16 protein-coding genes are annotated in these 22363 nt (G+C 43.6%); 9 read left to right on the plus strand and 7 right to left on the minus strand.

Features of this window, described 5'->3' with window-relative positions; translation table 11 throughout:
• The first annotated feature begins 36 nt into the window (after window positions 1-36).
• From gltB to QZY09_RS11605, 7 genes are all read left to right on the plus strand, one after another.
• Window positions 37-4557: a glutamate synthase large subunit gene (gene gltB, locus QZY09_RS11575; protein ID WP_295672536.1), complete on the plus strand. Its 4521-nt coding sequence runs from the start codon at window positions 37-39 to the stop codon at window positions 4555-4557.
• Complete coding sequence (locus QZY09_RS11580; RefSeq protein ID WP_295672538.1) at window positions 4557-6035, plus strand: glutamate synthase subunit beta; 1479 nt, start codon at window positions 4557-4559, stop codon at window positions 6033-6035. Before gltB ends, QZY09_RS11580 begins: the two co-directional genes overlap by 1 nt.
• A 404-nt stretch (window positions 6036-6439) precedes the next feature.
• Entirely contained in the window at window positions 6440-7603 is a 1164-nt protein-coding gene (locus QZY09_RS11585) for an ATP-binding protein (protein ID WP_295672540.1), read from the plus strand.
• 251 nt (window positions 7604-7854) lie between these two features.
• A complete protein-coding gene (locus QZY09_RS11590) occupies window positions 7855-8898 on the plus strand; it encodes an NAD(P)-dependent alcohol dehydrogenase (protein WP_295672542.1) in 1044 nt (347 codons plus the stop codon).
• Between the two features lie 361 nt (window positions 8899-9259).
• Entirely contained in the window at window positions 9260-9634 is a 375-nt protein-coding gene (locus QZY09_RS11595) for a DUF1801 domain-containing protein (protein ID WP_295672544.1), read from the plus strand.
• A 310-nt stretch (window positions 9635-9944) separates the two neighbouring features.
• The gene (locus QZY09_RS11600; RefSeq protein ID WP_295672547.1) at window positions 9945-10754 is read left to right on the plus strand and encodes a tRNA pseudouridine(38-40) synthase TruA; all 810 of its coding nucleotides are present in this window, start codon (window positions 9945-9947) and stop codon (window positions 10752-10754) included.
• Window positions 10755-10835: 81 nt separating this feature from the next.
• The gene (locus tag QZY09_RS11605) at window positions 10836-12146 is read left to right on the plus strand and encodes a DEAD/DEAH box helicase (protein ID WP_295672549.1); all 1311 of its coding nucleotides are present in this window, start codon (window positions 10836-10838) and stop codon (window positions 12144-12146) included.
• Window positions 12147-12489: 343 nt separating this feature from the next.
• Here the strand turns inward: QZY09_RS11605 and QZY09_RS11610 are convergent, their stop codons facing one another.
• The 3 genes from QZY09_RS11610 to QZY09_RS11620 form a co-directional block, all read right to left on the minus strand.
• Window positions 12490-12720, minus strand: a complete 231-nt coding sequence (locus QZY09_RS11610) for a VF530 family protein (RefSeq protein WP_295672551.1) — start codon at window positions 12718-12720, stop codon at window positions 12490-12492.
• Window positions 12721-12808: 88 nt separating this feature from the next.
• Window positions 12809-13252 (minus strand): SRPBCC domain-containing protein, encoded by a 444-nt coding sequence (locus QZY09_RS11615; protein WP_295672553.1) that lies wholly within the window; start codon window positions 13250-13252, stop codon window positions 12809-12811.
• Between the two features lie 61 nt (window positions 13253-13313).
• A complete protein-coding gene (locus QZY09_RS11620) occupies window positions 13314-13973 on the minus strand; it encodes a YdeI family protein (protein WP_295672555.1) in 660 nt (219 codons plus the stop codon).
• 159 nt (window positions 13974-14132) lie between these two features.
• Between QZY09_RS11620 and QZY09_RS11625 the strand changes: the two genes are divergently transcribed.
• Window positions 14133-14741 carry an HAD family hydrolase gene (locus QZY09_RS11625; RefSeq protein WP_295672557.1) on the plus strand — a complete coding sequence of 203 codons (609 nt, stop codon included), beginning with the start codon at window positions 14133-14135 and terminating at the stop codon, window positions 14739-14741.
• A 66-nt stretch (window positions 14742-14807) separates the two neighbouring features.
• Window positions 14808-16376, plus strand: coding sequence for a S41 family peptidase (locus QZY09_RS11630; RefSeq protein ID WP_295672559.1), 1569 nt, complete (start codon window positions 14808-14810; stop codon window positions 16374-16376).
• 186 nt (window positions 16377-16562) lie between these two features.
• Here QZY09_RS11630 and smc read toward each other — a convergent pair whose 3' ends face one another.
• The 4 genes from smc to QZY09_RS11650 all read right to left on the minus strand — a co-directional run bounded on the left by smc (window position 16563) and on the right by QZY09_RS11650 (window position 22138).
• A complete protein-coding gene (gene smc, locus QZY09_RS11635) occupies window positions 16563-20102 on the minus strand; it encodes a chromosome segregation protein SMC (protein ID WP_295672561.1) in 3540 nt (1179 codons plus the stop codon).
• Window positions 20103-20405: 303 nt separating this feature from the next.
• A complete protein-coding gene (locus QZY09_RS11640; protein ID WP_295672562.1) occupies window positions 20406-21203 on the minus strand; it encodes a PhzF family phenazine biosynthesis protein in 798 nt (265 codons plus the stop codon).
• A gap of 4 nt (window positions 21204-21207) precedes the next feature.
• Entirely contained in the window at window positions 21208-21873 is a 666-nt protein-coding gene (locus QZY09_RS11645) for an ATP-binding cassette domain-containing protein (RefSeq protein ID WP_295672563.1), read from the minus strand.
• Complete coding sequence (locus QZY09_RS11650) at window positions 21848-22138, minus strand: hypothetical protein (RefSeq protein WP_295672565.1); 291 nt, start codon at window positions 22136-22138, stop codon at window positions 21848-21850. Before QZY09_RS11650 ends, QZY09_RS11645 begins: the two co-directional genes overlap by 26 nt.
• Between the last annotated feature and the right edge of the window lie 225 nt (window positions 22139-22363).

Below are 22363 nucleotides of genomic sequence, written 5' to 3' on the forward strand. Positions count from 1 at the left end.
CGTCGTTGCACCATTTTATCAACGTTATAATTTAAAATGCAACAAGACGAAAGCCGACAGGGCCTGTACAGGCCAGAATTTGAACACGACTCGTGCGGAACAGGGTTTATTACAAACATAAACGGACACAAATCTAACCAGATAATTGATGACGCACTCACCATGCTCGAAAACATGGAACACCGCGGTGCTTGCGGCTGCGACCCGGAATCGGGTGACGGTGCAGGTATTTTGATTCAATTACCTCATGAGTTATTAATGGAAGAATGCTCAAACCTGGAGATCAGCCTGCCTGAACCAGGCGAGTATGGGGTGGGGATGATATTTTTCCCGAAAGAATCAGCGCTAAAAAAGGCCTGCCGCATACAGATCGGCAATGCCATTGAAAAACTGGGTCTTCACAAATTGGGGTACCGTAAGCTGATTGTTAATTCAACCGTAATTGGCGAAACAGCGCGCAAGGCCGAACCAGATGTGGAACAATTATTTATACAAAGGCCTCACCATATTAACAACCCTGAGGATTTTGAGCGTAAGCTTTATGTTTTGAGGCGTTACATCAACAAAACCATCACTGAAACTATTCCGGCCGCTGCCGAACATTTTTATTTCACTTCGCTATCCTGCAAAACAATTGTTTACAAAGGGCAGGTAACTACCTACCAGCTGCGCCAATATTTCACTGATCTTACCGATCCGCGGATTGCTTCTGGCTTTGCCATGATTCACTCGCGTTTCTCCACCAATACTTTCCCATCGTGGAAACTGGCACAGCCGTTCCGCTTGATCGCGCATAACGGCGAGATCAATACGCTCACAGGTAACTTAAACTGGTTTTACTCCGGTTTAAAATCGTACGCATCCTCTTACTTTACACAGGATGAAATGGAGATGCTGTTGCCAGTAATTGATAATAACCAATCTGACTCAGCGTGTTTAGATAATATCATCGAAATATTGCTGCATAGCGGCCGATCATTGCCGCATGTAATGATGATGCTGATCCCTGAAGCATGGGATGGCAACGAGCAAATGGACCTGCTTAAAAAAGCATTCTACGAGTTCCATGCCGCTTTAATGGAGCCATGGGATGGCCCTGCTGCGATTACTTTTACCGATGGCAAATTGGTTGGCGCTTTGCTTGACCGTAACGGTCTTCGCCCATTGCGCTTTGTTGTAACCAGCGATGGCCGTGTTATTGCAGCCTCCGAAGCCGGTGTTTTAAACATTGATGAAAGCTTAGTACTGCAAAAAGGCCGCCTGCAACCGGGCAAAATGTTGCTGATCGACACCGAAAAAGGCAAAATTATTACTGACGACGAAATCAAACACCAGATAGCATCACTGCAGCCTTATGGCCGCTGGCTGGAAAACTATAAGATCCAGCTGGGCGAACTGGGCGAGCCGCGTTTGGCTTTTGCCAGCTTGTCGGAAGATTCAGTTTACCGCTACCAGCAGGTATTCGGGTACAGCCGCGAAGATATTGACACCATTATTAAACCAATGGCGCTGGATGGTAAAGAACCAATAGGTTCGATGGGAACTGACGTACCTTTGGCGATCCTTTCTGATAAACCACAGCACCTGTCAAGTTACTTTAAACAGTTTTTTGCGCAAGTTACCAACCCGCCTATCGATCCGATCCGCGAACGTTTGGTGATGAGCTTATCTACCTTTATAGGTAATAATGGCAATTTGCTGGATGAAGATAAAATGCATTGCCATTGCGTCGTTTTAAAGCACCCGATATTGAAAAACCACCAGCTTGAAAAGTTGCGGAGTATTGATACCGGCATGTTCCATGCTAAAACACTGCAAACATATTATAATGCCGACGGCATGCCGGGTTCGCTTGAAAAAGGGATTGCAAGGCTTTGCCGTTATGCCGAAGATTCAGTTGACGACGGATTTGAGGTATTGATCTTATCCGATCGTGCTATTGACTCGGAGCATGCGCCTATACCATCATTATTAGCGGTATCTGCTGTGCATCACCACTTGATCAGGAGCGGCCGCAGGGGCGCTGTAGGTATTGTTGTGGAAACAGGCGATACATGGGAAGTACACCACTTTGCCTGCTTGCTGGCATTTGGGGCAACAGCTATCAACCCATACCTGGCGCTATCTACCATTGAAACATTGAAAAACAATGGCAGCATGGAGACCAACCTCGATTTAAAAACGCTGCAAAAGAACTATGTGAAATCAATTAATGATGGCTTGCTGAAGATCTTCTCCAAAATGGGAATCTCTACCCTGCAATCTTACCATGGTTCGCAAGTGTTTGAAATATTGGGGATCAACCAGGCGGTTGTTGATAAATATTTTACCGGCGCGGTAACCCGTATCGGCGGTTTAGGGTTAGATGAAATTGCCCGCGAGTCGCTTTGCAAACACCGTTTAGGTTTCGGCGGTTCAAAATCAGATACGCATTTATTGCCTGAGGGTGGGATCTACCAATGGAAACGCCGCGGCGAATCGCATTTATTTAACCCGACCACCGTTCACCTGTTGCAGCATGCTACCAGGACCAACGATTACTCGATCTATAAAAATTACGCGAAAGCGATCAATGAGCAAAGCGAAAAGCATTTCACTATCAGGGGATTGCTTGATTTTGCCCATCACCGCGAACCGATCAGCTTAGACGAAGTTGAACCGGCTGAAAACATCATGAAACGCTTTGCAACAGGCGCCATGTCATTCGGCTCTATCTCTCACGAAGCGCACAGCACCATGGCAATTGCCATGAACCGTATTGGCGGCAAAAGTAACACCGGCGAAGGCGGCGAGGACGAGATCAGGTATGAGCGTTTGCCTAACGGCGACTCGATGCGCTCGGCCATCAAGCAAGTAGCCTCCGCACGTTTTGGGGTAACCTCTAACTACCTGACCAATGCTGACGAATTACAAATAAAAATGGCGCAGGGTGCAAAACCCGGCGAAGGCGGGCAGTTGCCCGGCCATAAGGTTGACGACTGGATCGCTAAAACAAGGCACTCAACACCGGGTGTTGGCTTGATCTCGCCGCCGCCGCACCACGATATTTATTCTATTGAAGATTTGGCACAGCTGATCTTCGACTTAAAAAATGCTAACCGCGCTGCCCGTATCAATGTAAAACTGGTATCAAAAGCCGGTGTGGGAACCATCGCTGCAGGTGTTGCAAAAGCGCATGCTGATGTGATCCTGATTGCAGGATATGACGGCGGTACAGGCGCCTCTCCTATCAGCTCCATTAAACATGCGGGCTTACCATGGGAATTGGGCTTAACTGAAGCACACCAAACGCTGGTTCGCAACAAACTGCGCAGCCGCGTAGTATTGCAAACTGACGGTCAGTTGAAAACCGGCCGCGATCTGGCGATTGCCTGCTTAATGGGCGCTGAAGAATGGGGTGTGGCTACTGCAGCCCTGGTTGCGGGTGGCTGTATTATGATGCGTAAATGCCATCTGAATACCTGCCCTGTTGGTGTTGCTACACAGGATCCGGAATTAAGAAAATTATTTTCGGGTAAACCAGAGCATATCGTAAACCTTTTCCGCTTTTTGGCAGAAGAGTTGCGCGAAATTATGGCTGAATTAGGTTTCCGCACCATTAACGAAATGGTGGGTCGTGTTCAGTTCCTGAAAGTGAAAGATGGGCTGACCAACTGGAAAGCCAAAAAGATCGATCTTTCGGGCATCTTACAACCGGTAAATCATCCAAAGGAAATGACGCTGTACAACAGCGAAAAACAGGACCATGGTATGGATGCCATCCTCGACTGGCAGCTTCTGGAAGCGGCGAAACTTGCCCTTGAAGATAAAACACCGGTGTTTGCAGAATTTGATGTAAAGAACGTTGACCGTACTATCGGCACATTGCTCTCCAACGAGATCTCCAAATTATATGGATCTGTTGGTTTGCCTGATAACACCATCAACTTTAAATTCAAAGGATCAGCAGGGCAGAGCTTTGGTGCTTTCGCTACAAAAGGCATCTCTTTTGAGCTGGAAGGCGAAGCAAATGACTACGTAGGCAAAGGATTATCCGGTGCGCAACTGGCTATCTATCCATCTGCAAAGGCAACCTTCACACCCGAAGATAATATCATCATCGGCAACGTGGCCCTTTACGGCGCTACCAGCGGCGAAGTATTTATCCGTGGTATGGCAGGCGAGCGTTTCGCAGTGCGTAACTCCGGTGCTACCACAGTGGTGGAAGGCATCGGCGACCATGGCTGCGAATACATGACCGGCGGTTTAGCCCTGGTCCTGGGTGAAACGGGCCGCAACTTTGCGGCAGGCATGAGCGGCGGTATTGCATGGGTATATAACCCGAACAATACCTTTGCTGAAAATTGCAACCAGGAAATGGTTGACCTTGACCCGCTATCGCCGAAAGACGAAGAGCAGATCATCGCCTTACTGCACAAACACATTCATTTAACAGACAGCGAAGTAGCCAAGCAGCTGCTTGCCAACTGGAAAGAAGCATCGCTTCAGTTTGTGAAAGTGTATCCAAGAGAGTATAAAAAAGTTATTGAGAAATTAGAATATCAAACTATCGGCTAATGGGAAAAGCAACAGGATTCCAGGAGTTTAACAGAGAACTTCCTGAAAAGGTACCGGCTGCGGAGCGCGTAAAAAACTACAAAGAATTTGTTCATTTATACCCCGAAGAAAAGTTAAACCAGCAATCAGCACGCTGCATGAATTGCGGCATCCCTTTTTGTCATTCGGGCTGCCCGCTGGGTAATATCATCCCTGAGTTTAACGATGCGGTTTACCGTAAAAACTGGGAAGAAGCTTATAATATTTTATCATCAACCAATAATTTCCCCGAGTTTACCGGCAGGATCTGTCCTGCGCCGTGCGAATCAGCATGCGTGCTGGGGATAAACAAACCTGCGGTAGCTATCGAGGAAATTGAAAAGCATATTATCGAGATTGCTTTTGAGAAGAAACTGGTAAAACCGGTTGCGCCGCTCATCAAAACGGGCAAAAAGATTGCCGTGGTGGGTTCCGGCCCGGCCGGATTGGCTGCTGCCGCTCAATTGAGCAAAGCGGGCCATTTGGTTACCGTTTACGAACGCGACGACCGTCCGGGTGGCTTACTGCGTTATGGCATCCCTGATTTCAAACTGGATAAATGGGTGGTTGAACGCCGCGTGGAAATGATGGAAAAAGATGGCATTGTATTTAAATGCAATACCGAAATTGGTAAAGACATAGCCGCTGATGAACTGGTGCGCACCAACGACGCCGTTGTATTGGCAGGGGGATCAACCATCCCCCGTAACCTGAATATCCCTGGCAGGGAACTAAAAGGCATCTACTTCGCGATGGACTTTTTGAAGCAACAAAACAAACGTGTAAGCGGCATCCAATTCCCGCAGGAAGAAATTACTGCAACCGGTAAAGATGTGATCGTGATCGGTGGCGGTGATACAGGCTCGGATTGCGTGGGCACATCCAACCGCCAGGGCGCAAGTTCTATCAAGCAGTTTGAGGTAATGAGCCAGCCGCCGGCAAGCCGCACGGCACATATGCCATGGCCAACCTACCCTATGGTGCTGAAAACAACCAGCAGCCATGAAGAAGGCTGCGACCGTTTCTGGGGTATTAATACAGAAGCGTTTTTAGGTGATGAAGACGGCAATTTACGCGCGATACGTGTTTGTGATATTACCTGGGAACTGGATGTAATGAACAGGCCGATCAAATTTGTAAAAGTTGAAGGCTCCGAACGAGAAATACCTTGCCAAAGGATCTTCCTGGCAATGGGCTTCCTGTTCCCGCAGCATACCGGCATGATAGAAAACCTGGGGGTTGACCTTGACGAACGCAAAAACGTAAAAGCCAAAGAAGGCGTTTACCGCACCAACGTAAGCAAAGTATTTGCCGCCGGCGATATGCGCCGCGGACAGTCCCTCGTGGTTTGGGCCATCTCCGAGGGCCGCGAAGCAGCGCGTAAGGTAGATGAATTCCTGATGGGGCATTCTATTTTAGAAAGCAAAGACGCGGTGAACCAGTTTGAGCAGGTCTTTTAGTTCATGGTTCATAGATCATAGTTCATGGCACGAAGTGCATGATCGATGGTTCATAGTAAAAAAGCCAGGGCCTGTGCGAATCCTTCCCCGAGGGAAGGGAAGGAAGGGGTGAGCGGGTATTAAGAATGAAAGATCGTTTTAAAATTAAAACCAAATGCATCTTTCGGAATTTACTGACTTTCGGACTTAATTGAAATCAATCGAACAATTATATGTGAAACCGGGTAGCGAGAGTTGCCCGGTTTTTTTGTATTGGCACTACAGGTTACAGCGATTTTCTATGTATTTTGCGAATAAAACTCCTATAAATTGAAAGTTAAAGCCATGTAAATTGAAAATTTATATTATGTATATTGTAAATATACCTTATGTAAATTGTAAGTTTGTATAAAGATCAAAATAAAATGAGCTCATTTATCGCCCGGCAGATAGCGCCGATTGTTAAAGCGCAGCAATCCAAATTCCCGGTACTTGCAGTTACAGGGCCAAGGCAAAGCGGCAAAACCACTTTGCTAAAAGCCCTTTTTAGCGATTACCGCTATGTTTCGCTTGAAAACCCGGACACACGCTCTTTTGCATTGGAAGATCCCATCGGTTTTTTGAACACGTACGATCAAAAAATTATTTTTGATGAAGTGCAGCGTGCGCCTGCCCTATTTTCCTATATCCAGGGCAGGGTGGATGAATCGGGACAGATGGGGCAATTTATACTGTCGGGTTCACAAAATTTTCACTTGTTGAACAGCATCACCCAAACCCTGGCGGGCAGAGTAGCTTTGTTTAAGCTGCTCCCTTTGGATTTTACAGAATTGAAATCACAAGGCTTATTGGAGGATTCCTATACTAAAGCCAGTATCAAGGGTTTCTACCCGGCCATTTTCGACAGGGATATTGATCCTGTTGTTTTCTATTCCAACTATATTCAAACCTATATTGAAAAAGATGTTACTGAATTAATGAACATCCGCGATCTAAAGGTTTTCCGGACCTTTTTAGGCCTATGTGCCGGTAGGGCGGGGCAACTGTTAAATTATAGCGCTTTGGCCAATGAATGCGACATTTCACATAACACCGCAAAAGCCTGGTTATCCATACTGGAAAGTAGTTATATCATCTTCCTTTTACAGCCATATCATCAAAATTTCAACAAGCGCCTGGTAAAAAGCCCGAAATTGTATTTTTACGATACCGGCTTGCTGAACTATTTATTGGGGATAAGGACCGCCGGCGAGCTGGAAGAAAACCGGCTGAAAGGACAGGTTTTTGAAAACATGATCCTTGCTGAATACCAGAAAAAGAACCATCACTTATACCTGCATCAGGATTATTATTTTTGGCAGGACAGTAATGCCCACGAAGTTGACCTGCTGATGAAAAAGAGCAACGGCTTTTCCATTTTTGAAATAAAGGCGACCCAAACCATCAGCAGCAGTTTATTTAAAGAAATGGACCGCTTTGAAGAAATAGCCGCCCCTGCCAAAGTTAACAAAACACTGATTTACGGCGGAGCCGAAAATGAGAAAAGGACAAAATATGATGTGCTGAGTTGGAAGAATGTTTCGGATTGAGCAGAAAACAATTATATGTAGAACCGGGTGGCGAGAGTTGCCCGGTTTTTTATTGGTCAATATTTGCTGTCCGCCTTACTGTCGGGCCCAGCGCAGGGATAGCTGATGACCAGTTTCAAAGGACCGGGGTTTTTTGTCGTAAATAGACGATATCAAACATTCATTTCATCAGCAAAATGTAACTTATTTGATTACACATCCTAACTCATTAAGTCATTGCTATATTTGGGCTCTCACAAACACTTACTAGTATGATAACAACCAAAGCTTATGCCGCGCAGGATGAAAAAACTCCGCTGGCACCCTGGACATTCGAACGCCGCGAAGTTGGCCCGCACGATGTTCAGTTCGATATTTTATTTTGCGGCGTTTGCCACTCGGATCTTCACCAGATCAAAAACGATTGGTTCCCAGGAATCTTCCCGATGGTACCCGGTCACGAAATAGTTGGCCGCATTGTAAAAGTTGGCGACCACGTTAAAAATTTTAAAGTAGGTGACTTAGCCGGTACCGGTTGTATGGTTGACTCATGCCACGTTTGCGAAAACTGCAAGCGGGACCTGGAACAATATTGCCTCAACGGTAGCTCGCAAACCTATAATGGTTTAGAGCAAGATGGCAAAACACCTACCTATGGTGGCTATTCGAACACCATTGTGGTTAACGAAGATTTTGTACTGCATATTTCAGAAGGGCTGAACCTTGCCGCAGTGGCGCCTTTATTGTGTGCCGGCATTACCACTTATTCGCCATTGAGGCACTGGAAAGTGGGCAAGGGCCATAAGCTGGCAGTACTTGGCCTTGGTGGACTTGGCCATATGGCGGTTAAATTTGGCGTCGCTTTCGGCGCTGATGTAACCATATTAAGCACATCGCCTAAAAAAGAGGCCGACGCCAAAAAGCTTGGCGCTCACCATTTTGTGGTTACGACTGACGAGGCTCAGGTTAAAGCTGCAAGCGGCACCTTTGACTTTATCCTCGATACGGTATCCGCTGAACATGATTTTAACATGTACCTGGGATTACTGAGAACGGACGGTGTGCATATTTGCGTTGGCGTACCGCCAAAACCGGCAGCGATAGCCGCGTTTAGTTTGTTGGGGGGCCGCAAGAGCCTGGCCGGATCGGGCATTGGCGGCATTAAGGAAACCCAGGAAATGCTGGATTTTTGTGCAGCCAACAACATCGTATCGGATATTGAAATGATCGATATCAAAGATATTCAAACTGCTTATGACCGAATGGTAAAAGGCGATGTGCGTTACCGCTTTGTAATTGACATGGCTACCTTATAATATTGATATCCCCGGAGGGCAGATTGTTTTCTCCGGGGATATTTTGCCTTGCCTTTAAGATCTGCGAAATCGCTTTGTAATATTTCTTAGGCCGTCTGAAATGCAGAAAAACGCAAAAGTAAAAATGATCGTTTTTTTGAGTTACCTGGGCGTTTGCAAATTGCTATATTTTTATCGACCTAAAGCTATTGATAAAAACCGGTTGAACGTTAAATCGACTAATATTTCTGCCCGCTATAAGTTATTTTCTTGTCACTTATACCCCTCAAATATGTCACGCAAAGGGCATAGTTATATTAATTACTTCATTTATGTTTGTATAAATAAAGCATAGTATTTAATATAAAAACACATTAAAGCCATGGAAGCAGGCATAAAATTTAAGACCGTAAGCGAATACTTTTCGTCTTTCCCCGAAAGTACCAGGGAAATTTTAGAGGTATTGCGCAGTACCATCAAACAGGAAGCGCCAAATGCGCAGGAAGTGATCAGCTATAATATGCCCGCGTTTAAAGCGAATAGCGTGCTGGTTTATTACGCTGCTCACCAGGGCCATATTGGATTTTATCCAACTTCAACCCCTATCGGGGTGTTTAAGCAAGAACTCACGGCCTATAAATTTTCAAAAGGAGCGATTCAGTTCCCGATTGACAAACCCTTGCCTGTCGACCTGATTCGCCGGATGGTAAAATTCAGGGTGCAGCAGGATTCGGAAAAAGCTGGCAAGAAAAAGTAGTCAGGCCCGGGGAAACCGTGTTTAAAATTGCCAATTGTTTTTATGACGATGTATTAATAAGACCAGACTGAAGTTGCCAGGTTAGCAGAAGCACCTGAACCACCCGGCACGCATGAATACGGCCGGGACACCTGGCACAGTAATAAATTCTGTAATTTACTTGGATTTATCAAGAATTTTATTTACTATTTTTCTGGTCCCGGGCGAAAAATTCCACACCGTTATTTTTAACGCGAGTTCCATGTAGTTAGGGTGCAATTGCCAAAATACCACCCAGAAATGGTAAATTTGCACTTAAACTAAAAAATACTTGAGATACTTCTTCCATATCGCCTACCATGGCACGCATTATAACGGATGGCAAAAACACCCGGGGATGCATAGTGTGCAGGAAGTATTGGAAAGTGCCCTCGGCAGGTTATTGAAAAAACAGGTGGCAATTATTGGCTGCGGACGTACAGATGCCAAAGTACATGCTGGGCAGTTTTTTTTTCATGCTGATTTAGATGACAATTGGGATTTCGACCTGTTTTTCAGGCTGAACAAGATCTTGCCGGATGACATTGCCATTTTTGATATTATCCCTATGCAAGGGCTCCCCCATGCCCGCTTTGATGCTATTCAGCGTTCGTACGATTATTATATACATACTTATAAGGACCCGTTTTTAAGCCAGTTCAGTTCATTATACGCTGAAAAAGAACTCGACCTTGATAAAATGAAAGCTGCAGTCGCCCTGCTGCCGCTTTATACCGACTACAGGGCCTTTTGCAAATGCCCTGACAAGATTGATCATACGCTTTGCTATATTTCATCAGCCGGTTTATATACCAGCGCTGACGGGAGCAGACTGAGGTTTAATATCTCCGCCAACCGGTTTTTAAGTAAAATGATCCGGATCATCGTTGGGCGTTTGCTGGACATTGGCCGTGGTGATATGAGCGTGGATGAATTTGAACATTACCTTGCAAACGGTGATACGCCGAAGGTAATTATCCCGGCATACCCGCAGGGGCTTTACCTATCGAAAGTTACTTACCCCTACCTGGATATTCCAGCCATAACCGCCTATTCCGGCAAACTTAATTGCGCTGCCAATGAAGATTGGCTTGCTGTATAACGCTAATTTTAAGCCAATTAAATCCGATTGAGAAAATCATTTTAAAAAGGGTAAATTTGCCCTCCTTAAAAAATGAACGGTATGGCGTGGTCAGAAAAATTAAAGCTGAATAAAAATTTACTTAATAAAGTTAATGGGTTGGGATATGAGTCCCCGAAAGAAATTCAGCAAAAAACATTGGCGCGTATTTATGGTGGGCAGGACCTTATCGCGATTGGCCCGGAAGGCTGCGGAAAAACCACCACCTACGTTTTGTCGGTTTCTAACCGCATGGGGTATTCTTCGGAAGGTGTACCACGGGTGCTGATCCTGGTGCCAACCAAAGAGCATGTGCTGGATGTTATTACCAGGTTTGAAGAATTGAACAAGAATAAACCGCTGCAACTGGTGGGCCTTTATGCCGCGCCGGGTACCGAAAGCCAGCTGAATGCTTTGGCTGATGGCGCTGATATTGTAGTTGCCACGCCTGACAGAGCCCGCTCCATCTACCTTAAACTCGGCCTCAATCTCAATAAGATCGAACTTTTGATCATTGATGATGCCGACCAGATTGTAAAACAAGGGCTGCAACTTCCGGTTGCCGAACTGGCTAACAGCATTACCAAAGCCCAGCGCCTGGTTTTTACCGAAGTAATGCATGATAAGCTGCAAAAAATGATCAATCCATTTATGGAAACCGCGGCTGTTGTTGAGATTGAAGAAATTGCGGAAAGTAAAATAGAAACGTTGCCCCAGGTGTTGTACCACGTACCTAATTTCATCACCAAGCTCAACCTGCTGAATTTATTTATGCAGGATGATGAGCTGTTTACTAAAACCATTGTATTTGTAAATACCCGCCAAACGGCCGAAAAGATCTATAAAACGCTGCAAAACAGGCAAAGTACTACCGTGGCCATACTTAACTCCTGGTCAATAGAGTTTAAAGGCATTACGGATATAGAAGAATTTAAGGAATCGGAACAGGCAAGGATCCTGATCATCGCGGACGACAAAATACAACCGCATGATCTGACAGACATTCCGTTTTTGATCCACTTTGAATTACCTGCCGAAAAAGAAGTTTTTATTGAAAGGGTTACCAAACGAACACCGGGCAATGATGAAGAACAAACTCTGGCCTTAACATTTGCCACCGACCTTGAACTCACCCTGATAAAAAGAATTGAGCAAGCCATCGGCAAAAAAATACCTTTGGGCGAATTACCCGCGGATCTTGTGATTGAACAGGAGAAAAAAGCATCAACCGCCGAAGAAAAACAACCAACAAAAACTAAAGTAACAGATCCTGTCGCCGGCGAGGCTTTTCACCAGAAAAAACCTGAGAACGCTAAAACTTACAATTACAGCTCAGGCCAAAAAGCCAAGATGAATAATAAAAGGAAACATTGATTTAGGAGAAAGGTAAAAGGTTAAAGGTTAAAGGCAAAAGGTTTCCAATATGGATAAAATTTGTATTTTAGTTTATGAAAGCAATAAAAGTTAAAATTTACCTATCCTTTATCGCCGGACACATCGCCCTTTTGTTTGGACTATATTTATTTATTTCACACGCAGACAAAACAACCAGCCATTTTTTATTGCTCACCGGATTAATCTCCACTTTAATGGCTTACTATTTATTTTTCGTAACACGCAAGCGATCTAACATATAGGCTAGAATAATGAACCTTTATTTGCAAATCTTTCCCCGTTGAAGTTCAATCGGACTTATTTTTTTAAAGCCATGGTTTGCTTAAATATCAAGATATAAACTTGGTGTACTGACATACAACTCCTCAACTTTTTTGCGGGCCCACTCAGTTTTGCGGAGAAATTTAAGGCTCGATTTTACACTAGGATCACTGGTAAAACAATTGATGCGGATGCGCTCACCCAATTCAGGCCAGCCGTAATGTGCAACAAGGGCGTTCAGGATCATTTCAAGTGTTTTGCCGTGAAGCGGGTTATTGGGTTGTTCAGCCATTTCTACAAAAGTAGTAAAGAATTATTCGACTCGCCTCAAATAACGCGATACAAAAATAAATCGAATTATAAAAAAACAGGGGGCGCTGCTATTCTTCTGTTTGGTCTTCAACGAATTCTCTTAGTTTGGTGCCGATAAAGTCTGTCCAGCCCAAAACAAAATTACCTCTCGCCAGGTCGGGGTGCAGGTCGCCCCGGAAAGTCTCTATACCTGTATGGGTTAAAACAATCCTGGATCCCTCATCTTCCGCGAACAATTCCCAACTAACAACCGAATCGCCGGGGTACCCGCCAAACTTCCATTCATAGCTGATCTTTTTAAACGGGATCACTTCTTTAATTTTCCAGATGTGTACGTACACCTTATCCGGCGTTGCCACATCAAACCTGGTTTCAAAGCCAACTTCGGGTTCAAATTCCTCCAGCATCGGGAAATACCATTGCTGCATTTTTTCAAGGTCGGTAATGGCTTCCCATACCGCCCTAACAGGCGCATTATAAGTGCGTTCAACTACAACCGGTTCGTTTTTCATTTTTATCAGGTTTTATTGGTGAGTTTTCATTTGCTTCAGTGCCCCAATCAACTTAAACCACCTACTTCTCTGACGGATTCTTTTTCCCGGCCAAAAGCTTTCCGTTTAGCTTTTCCAGTCGTTCATTTCGTGTTTTTTCCTGTTTGGCCGAGAGGATCCAAACGACATACTCTTTTCTATTGCTAAAAGAAAGTGTTTCATAAAATGACATGGCTGCCGGTGATTTTGACACCACCTGGTGCATATCAGGCGGCATTATGGTGTTCCTTTTTTCAAGATCGATAAATTCCGAATATTCGTTCTTTTTCAAAGCTTCATTCCGGAATTCCGAAACTTTGGCCAATCCTTGCTGCTTTAAACGGATCGCGGTCCAGGTTTCATCAATGCTTGCAGCGGCTACTGTTCTTAACCCATATTTGGCGGGTTCGTCCCAGCTTCCCATCATCTCCAGGTCTGATGGAATACCTGAGCTCTTTTTGGGATAAGTAACCCAGAAAATAGTCTCGGCTTTTAGCAAAGGTGAAATAACTATCAAACCAGTTTCAAGGTCCCCACTATTTTTTACAAACAGCTGGATACCATCAAAGTTGCCATCGGGTTCAAATGACGATGTGGCACCATCAGGCAATGGCTCCAATACAAGGAAATAATTGCCAGGCGCATTATAAAACAGCCAGTTGGAATTTGGTTTGATATGCAGTTTTTTTGAAACGGGGCTCATGGCATTAACTGATCTATTATTTGGATTAAAAGCTTATAATCAGCTGCAAATTTGTACTTATCCACAGGGTATGAACAAAAATAAGGGATTAATGTAGGCTAAAAAAGAATAAATTGCAGCGCAGAAATTTAATTGTATCAGTTTTCTGAATTTAACGTAATGACTTATACTGACATAGACAAGCGTAAAAAAGCATTTATTTTTGAACTGGACAATGTGCTTTATCCCGAAAAAGACTATTTATTCCAGGTTTATTATCTTTTTGCAAGCCTGCTTGAATACGCAGAACTGATTGAGGCTAAAGAGACAACCGATCTGATGATAAATACGTATAATGAAGAAGGGGCTGCGTTTGTTTTTGACAGGTTGAAAGAAAAGCTGAATGTTGATGAAAAATACCGGGAAAATTTAAACCACTTATTGGTAACAGCCAAGCTGCCTTTAAAGTTATTGCTTTATAAAAATATGTTAAATTTACTCCAGGAAATTGTTATTGACAGAAAAAAAGTGTTTATTGTAACGAACGGGAATACTGAGCAACAATTAAATAAAATAAAGCAAACCGAATGGCACGGGCTCGAACAATATTTAATTGCCTATTTTGCTGAGGAGACGATGCCTAAACCTGAACCTGATGTGATCGATCTGTTATTGAAGGATCACAACCTGCAACGACGGGAAATATTGATGATTGAAAACTCCGAAACTGACAGGCTTTGTGCAGATGTTTGCGGGATCGACTACATAAACGCCAACATTTTTTTATAAATTAAAAGATACCAGATAAAGCTTATTTCCGTTAACAAACTATTTGAGACACAAATAATTCATCATATGAAAAAAATATTTTACGCAGCCCTCATCATTTCGGTTTCTTTAATTGCAGCCTGCAAAAAGAGCTCAAATACTAAAACCAATACCAATCCAACTGAACCATCAAAAGTAGGTACTACCCTGCAATTGATACAGGATTCGGTTTGGCTATACGCCAAAGAGGATTATTTATGGTTTGACCAGTTGCCAAGCTATGCCAATTTTGGCCCAAGGACGTTTACAGATCCGGATGCACTTACAGCGCTCACTAAAGAATTAGATGCATTGTCGCAATATGCCATCAACCCGGCAACAAGTGCACCCTACGAAAAATCTCTTTATAGTGCCGGAACCGCCAAATATTCCTTTATTGATGACGGCTCAGAATCTGCTGCGTTAAACGGCGTAAAAGGAGATTTTGGTTTTGATGTTCAATATAACCAGTGGAACGATCTGCGTGTTGAGTTTGCCTACGCAGGGTCGCCTGCCGGTATAGCCGGGATCCACCGGGGCGACATGATCACCAGCATAAATGGCAGCACCAAAATAACCTACGACTCAGGCACCTACGGCGATGGCAGCGGTACCAATCTTAACTTTGTAAGTAATGCCATATACAACAGCAAAACCATTACCTTAGGGTTAACCCGCACCAACGGAACTACTTATACAGCAAGTTTAAACACCGGCAATTACAATGTAAATCCTGTATTAAAAGATACCGTGGTAACGGATTCAGCCGGGCATAAAGTAGGCTATATCGTTTTTAACAGTTTTGTATCTGACGCAGTGGCCGACCCATTGTTAAATGCTGCATTTGCCAACTTTGCAACAGCAGGAATCAGCGACCTTGTTGTTGACTTACGCTACAATGGCGGTGGATACGTTTCAACAGCTGAACATATTGACAATTTAATAGTACCCGCAGCTAAGACAGGGTCTTTGATGTACAATACCTATTATAACAGTAACCTGGTAGCCGGCAACGACCCTTTACTCCACAACCAATGGAGATCAGGCACACCAGATTACAATTACGCTCAGTTTAGCTATACAGTAGCCGACAATGCCGTAAACTTTGCAAAAGTGGGTTCACTTAATGTTAACCGGGTATTTTTCATCATTACAGGGCAAACCGCTTCTGCAAGCGAACTGACGATTAATAATTTACGCCCGGAAATGGATGTCCAATTTATTGGCGAACAGAGCTATGGCAAGCCGGTCGGCTTTTTTGACATCGACATAAATAAATATATCATGTTCACCCCCGAATTCTCGGTTCAAAACTCTGCAGGGCAGGGTGGCTATTACCAGGGATTCACACCCGGCAACGGCTACCCTGGTGTTAATGATTACGACGACCTTACCAAAGACTGGGGTGATCCTACCGAAGGTTTACTGGCGGATGTGCTGAGGTATACCTATAAAGCCACATACGTTAAACCGAAGGCTGCTGTTAAAACCAATGGCTTAGGCCAGATTTCCTTCGCGGCTGCGATTCCTAAAAGAAACCTGCCTAATAAACATAAATTCACCGGCATGATTGGCAAGAAGACCTCCTTACTGAATATTTTAAAGAAAAACAGGTAAGAAAGCCGAAAGACAAAAGCTAAAAGGCAAAAGATTTATTCGGGGTGATACCTGATAAAATCTTTTGCCTTTCACTTTTGCTGGTAGTACGAAGTGACCCTTTCACCTTTCACCTTTCACCTTTCACCTTTCACCTTTCACCTTTCACTTCACCTTTCACCTTTCACCTTTCACCTTTCACCTCCTTTAATCCACCAGTTCCCTCAAATCCACGGGTACTACCCTTGATATCCCCTGCTCAACCATGGTTACGCCGTAAATAATATCGGTGCTGGCAATAGTTCGCTTGTTATGAGATATAACGATGAACTGCGATTCGGTAGAAAATTTCCTTATAATATTATTAAACTTATCAATATTGGTATCATCCAGCGGGGCATCAACCTCATCAAAAATACAGAAGGGCGCCGGCTTCAGCAGGTAGAGCGAAAACAGGATGGCAGTAGCCGTTAACGTTTTCTCACCGCCCGATAACTGGTTAATAGATAAAGGCCTTTTACCTTTTGGTTTCGCAACAATATCGATGTCTGATTCCAGCGGATGCTGGGGATCGGTGAGGATCAGGTCACATGAGTCTTCTTCGTTAAAAAGCGAACGGAAAACTTTTATAAAGTTCTCACGCACCAGGATAAATGACGACATGAACTTTTCCTTCGCGGTGTCATCGATTTCCTGTATCGTAGCCAGCAACGACGCCTTGGCATCACTCAAGTCTTTTTTCTGCGCCTGGATAAAGGTATAACGTTCATTCATTTCGTTATAGGCTTCAACCGCCATAGGGTTTATCGCACCGAAATCATCCAGTTGCTTCTTTAGCTTTTCTGTTTTCTCGCGGATCTCCTGCTCGTCTTCCACCTCGCCCATTTCCGTTTCCGGCAATTCCTGTATATCTACATTAAACTCAACCGACAACCTTTCCTTTAAAGCATTAAGCTCCAGTTTAAGGTTATTGCGTTCGTCCTTTAATTCGTTTTCAATAACTTCGGCATTGTCTTTTTGCCGACGCAGGGCAGTTATTTCATTTTCTGTTTCGGCTATTTTGCCGCGCCATTCATAATATTCCTGCTCGGCCTGATGGGTGGCTTTTTCAAGCTCTTCCTTTTGCGAATACATTTCAATCAGGTCGTCGTCAGAGTTATCCGCCATCTGCAAATTCTCGTGGATAGCAACTTTTACTTTCTCCAGTTCAGCACTATTTTGCTTGATCCGCACATCAAGGCTCTCCTGCTGCGTTTCGCGGTAATCCAGGTCCTTTATTAACCCTGATACTTTGTTTTGCTGCTGGTGGAACCTGATATTTTCCTGGTTATAGGTATTTGACTGAACCGAAACATATTCATTCAACTCATTAAATTCACCCTGCTTTTCAACCAGCAGTTCATTTTGATTTTGCTTTTGTTCCTTTAATTCCTCCAATTGCGGTTGAAGAACAAGTTTTTCGGCCTTGATACTTTCTATTTTCCGGGCGATATCTTCCTTGCGGTTAAGGCTGTTTTCGATAAAGGTTTGGTATTGCTCCTGCCGTGTTTTTACAGTTACCAGTTCGGTATTCAGCAGGTTCAACTCATGTTCCTTTTGTTTGATCTCGGCGGCTTTGCCAGATTTTTTTAAAACTGACAGGTTGTTTTCCAATTCTTCAAACCTGCTTTTAAAGCCTGTCAATTCAATATCAATCAGTTTTATAACTTTCAAAAGCGCATCCAGGTTTTTTGCCCTGCCGATTCGCTTGCCTTCAAACAAACCCACCGAGCCGCCTGCCATAGCGTATCTTGATTTATTAAACTTGCCACTTTTGCCGATGAGAACCACGCCGGGCTGCAATTCAGCATTATTTAGCGCGTGTTCGTTATGATCATCAATCAGGTAAACATTCTTTAACAAGTGGTCACATAGCGGTTGGTAATGTTTATCTACTTCTACCACATTTAAGGCGGGGATGGCGCCTTCAATATTTACCGGAATGGTTTCTCCCTGGGTGCTGTAATTATTTAAAACAAAAAACTGGGCTCTGCCTTGTGTTGCACTGCTCAATAAATTTATCCCCCTGATCGCATCATTATAGGTTTCAACAACATAATGATTCATCAAAGGCTCCAGGTAGTTTTCAATAGCTACCCGGTATTCCTCACGGCAAAATAAAATATCACTGAATAAGGGCGCATTCTTCGACCAATCTGTATTTTTCTTTAAAAAGCGGATCGATTCAGGAAAACCTTCCAGGTTATCCACCATGCTTTTGGTAAGGTTATACTCATTTTGCCGGGCATCCAGCTTCCTGCCTTCCCTGATGATATTTTCCTGCAGCCTCTTAATCTCGTCCTCAATACCGCGGATCTGTTCCTGTAAATTATTTTCGAAACCGACTGTCTGGCGGTAATCCAGTTCAGCGCTTTCAACCCTAACTTCCAGCCCTGCTACCACTTCATTAAAATGCGAAAGCTCGGTCTCCTTATTGGTGGTATCCTCCATATTCCGCTGGCTCTCCTGTTCAAGCGCCTGCTGTTGAATTTGTAAGATATCAAGATCTTTTTCGGTTTTATAAACCTGGTTTTGAAGCCGTGTATTGATACCAGTCAGTTCGTTCAATTCATTCCGGCCGGCAGCCTGTTTCTCCCGCAACTCATCAACAGCTGCTTTTAGGTCCGCCACCCGTAACCGGATATTTTCAAGATTCTCATCCTCCTGTGCTTTCTCTTCCGAAAGGCGTTTTATATTATACAGTACGTGATTTAGCTGGCTTTTATCCTTTTCAAGTTCATCAACCAAACGGGCTTCCTTATCCTGCTGAAATTTTAGCTGTTCGTTTTTTATCTTCTTTTCGCTTTCGTAGGCCCTTATCTTACTTACATATTCGTTAGTGGCCTTTTGTTGCGTAGACAGGTTTTTCTCTTTGGTGAGGCTATCCAGTTTTTCCTGTTGTAAAATAGCCTCCAGGCTATCTATACGGGTTACTATACCCGATTTCCCCACCCGGTGCTTTTGCTCCTGCTCCTCAATCCTGCCTAATGACTCACTGAATGATGCGATCCTGAACGAGGCCAGCATTACGCTCAACGATTTATACTGTTCTTTGAGCCTATAATACCTTTCGGTTTTCTTTGCCTGGTTTTCAAGGGTTTTCAGGTTCTTTTCGATTTCGAAAAGCAGGTCCTCTACCCTTTCAAGGTCGGCCTCTGTATCCTTTAACTTATTAAAAGTTTGCTTTTTGCGCAGTTTATATTTGGAAATCCCCGATGCCTCTTCGAACAAATTCCGGCGGGATCCTTCTTTGTTCGTAATGATCTCATCGATCATTTTTAGTTCGATGATCGAATACGAATCGGCACCAATACCGGTATCGAGAAACAGGTCGGTAATATCCTTTAACCTGCACTGTACATCATTCAACCGATACTCGCTTTCGCCGGTACGATAAAGCCTGCGGGTTAGCGTAACTGTTGTAAAATCAGTTGGCAGGATATTTTTGGTATTATCAAAAGTTAGTGATACTTCGGCCAGGTTAGCTGCTTTACGGCTTTTTGTGCCATTAAATATCACATTGTCCATTTTTTCAGACCGGAGCATCCTTGTACTCTGTTCGCCCAGCACCCAGCGGATAGCATCCACTACATTTGATTTGCCGCAACCATTTGGCCCCACAATAGCGGTAATACCTTCGTTAAAGTTGATGGTAATTTTATCGCCAAAGCTCTTGAAACCTTTGATTTCTAACCGGGTAAGCTGCATTTATTCTGTACTGATCTTAAAAATTTCGAACCTTCAAAGTAATCAAAAAAAAATCATTAAAAATGATTTTTTTAAAGGTTGGTGTTTGGAGATTACCGACTGGTTTTTTGCAGATAACAGCGGCTAATGTACATTACCCGATCTCAATGGAGATTATGCAGCGCGATGATTGATCGGCTGGAAACTCCAATGCATATAGGGGTTGTTGACCATAGGATATTAATATATTAATAAAGGTAAAAAGCGAAGAGCAAAATTTGGCGAAAGCAAATCCTTAATAAAAAAACCTTTCAGCTTTCGCCTTTAACCTTTCACCTCAAAAAAAATCTCTCCCTTCAAATAAGTTACTGCTTTGCCGCTGATGAGTACCCGGTCGCCATGCAATTCGCACCATAACTCACCTTTGCGGGCAGATAGCTGGTAGGCATGTAACTTATCCTTGCCCAGTTTATCGGCCCAGTAAGGTATCAGGTTGCAATGCGCTGAACCAGTTACGGGGTCTTCAGGAATACCCGCGCCGGGCGCAAAAAAGCGGGACACAAAGTCTGCTTTATCGCCTTTTGCCGTGACAATTACCCCTACGGTATCCATTTTTGAAAGTGCATAAAAATCAGGCGATATATCCTTTATGTCATCTTCCGATTCGTAAACCAAAAAATAATCCCTTGAACGTAAAACGTCCAATGGTTGTTTTTCTCCCAAGGCTTCCACCAGCCCTATAGGCGGCTCGATATGGATAGGCGGCCTGGAAGGAAAATCCATAGAATATTTATCTCCATCTTTTTTTACAGTTAACACCCCAGCCTTTACCGTTTCAAAGTGAATTTCATCTCCCGCAAAACCCAATTCACTAAACAAAATATGGGCCGAGGCTAAGGTAGCATGCCCGCATAAATCGATCTCATATTCAGGAGTGAACCATCTGAGCTTGTATCCAGTATCATTTTTTACAAAGAAAGCAGTTTCTGCCAGGTTATTTTCAACAGCAATTTTTTGCATGGTTTCATCCGGCAGCCATTTATCCAATGGGCAAATAGCTGCAGGGTTGCCACCAAACAGTTGATCAGTAAAGGCGTCAGCCTGGTATATTGGGATCGTCATTATCTTATTTTATACCGCTAATATAATGGTAAGTAATTAATTCATCAACATGATTAATTGGTTTGGTGCACCCATTTTCCAAAACAATAAGTTTATCACTAACATCCAGAACATTGTAATATTGATGATAGGTGATAATAATTCCCTTCCTTTTGCTGCAGGCTTTTATTACTGGTTTAAAGTATTCCGTTTGTACCGGAGAAATGTGGGTAAAAGGTTCATCCAGCAGGATAAAATCGGCTTTATTGTAGATGATCATTAACGTTTCCAGCATCCTCAATTCACCACCCGATAGTTGTCCCACAGTTTTTTGATGATGCTTTTGATAGACCTGCTGACCGGCAAACTCATCCCAAAAAACGGGATCGATCATCGCCCGGGCTAAAGCGCTGATCTTGATGCCATGAGGCAGGTAATTATGCTGTGGCAAATAAGCGATGCGGCCACCGGCATAGCCGCTATAAATGTATTCATCATTAATACTTACATATTTATAGGAAGGGATAAGCGAACCAAAAATTATTTTCAGCAATGATGATTTACCTGAGCCGTTACGCCCCAACAGCCCCACGATTTCGCCCTGGGTGCATTGAAGAAACACATCCTGTAAAATTTTCCTGTCATCAAATGATAGTTGCACACTATCAACTTTTAAAGTGTTCGGTTGCATGGGTGATAAGGTTGATCAGCAAAAAAGAAAGGATATAAAGCAGTGTGTCCGCAAGAAAAGCCGTAAGGATCACAGATCTCATCCGATAGCCTGCATTTCGGAAATAATAGTACGTTTCCTTTGCAGAGTACCGGTGGAGCATAACTGCGCCGATAAACCCTAATGTTTTGGCGATAAAAAGAATGAAGGCATCTATATGGCCAAAGCCATACCAGACAACGGCAATAGCCAGCAAAGTACAGGCGATATTAAATAGCAGCAGCATCCTGTAAAACTGAAAAGTAATGAGGGCTAAATTTTTCAATAATAATTGCGACAACCTATCAAACAGAATATTATCCAAATTATTGCTACAGGATGCTCTAAACGCAAAAAAGCCACCAGTTTACACTGATGGCTTTTAATTAATTCCGTATTAATTACCCTAAATATGATTTCAGGATCTTGCTTCTTGAAGTATGGCGAAGCCTTTGTAATGCCTTATCTTTTA

Origin of the sequence: uncultured Mucilaginibacter sp. (assembly GCF_903913935.1) — a bacterium.
Lineage (GTDB): Bacteria > Bacteroidota > Bacteroidia > Sphingobacteriales > Sphingobacteriaceae > Mucilaginibacter.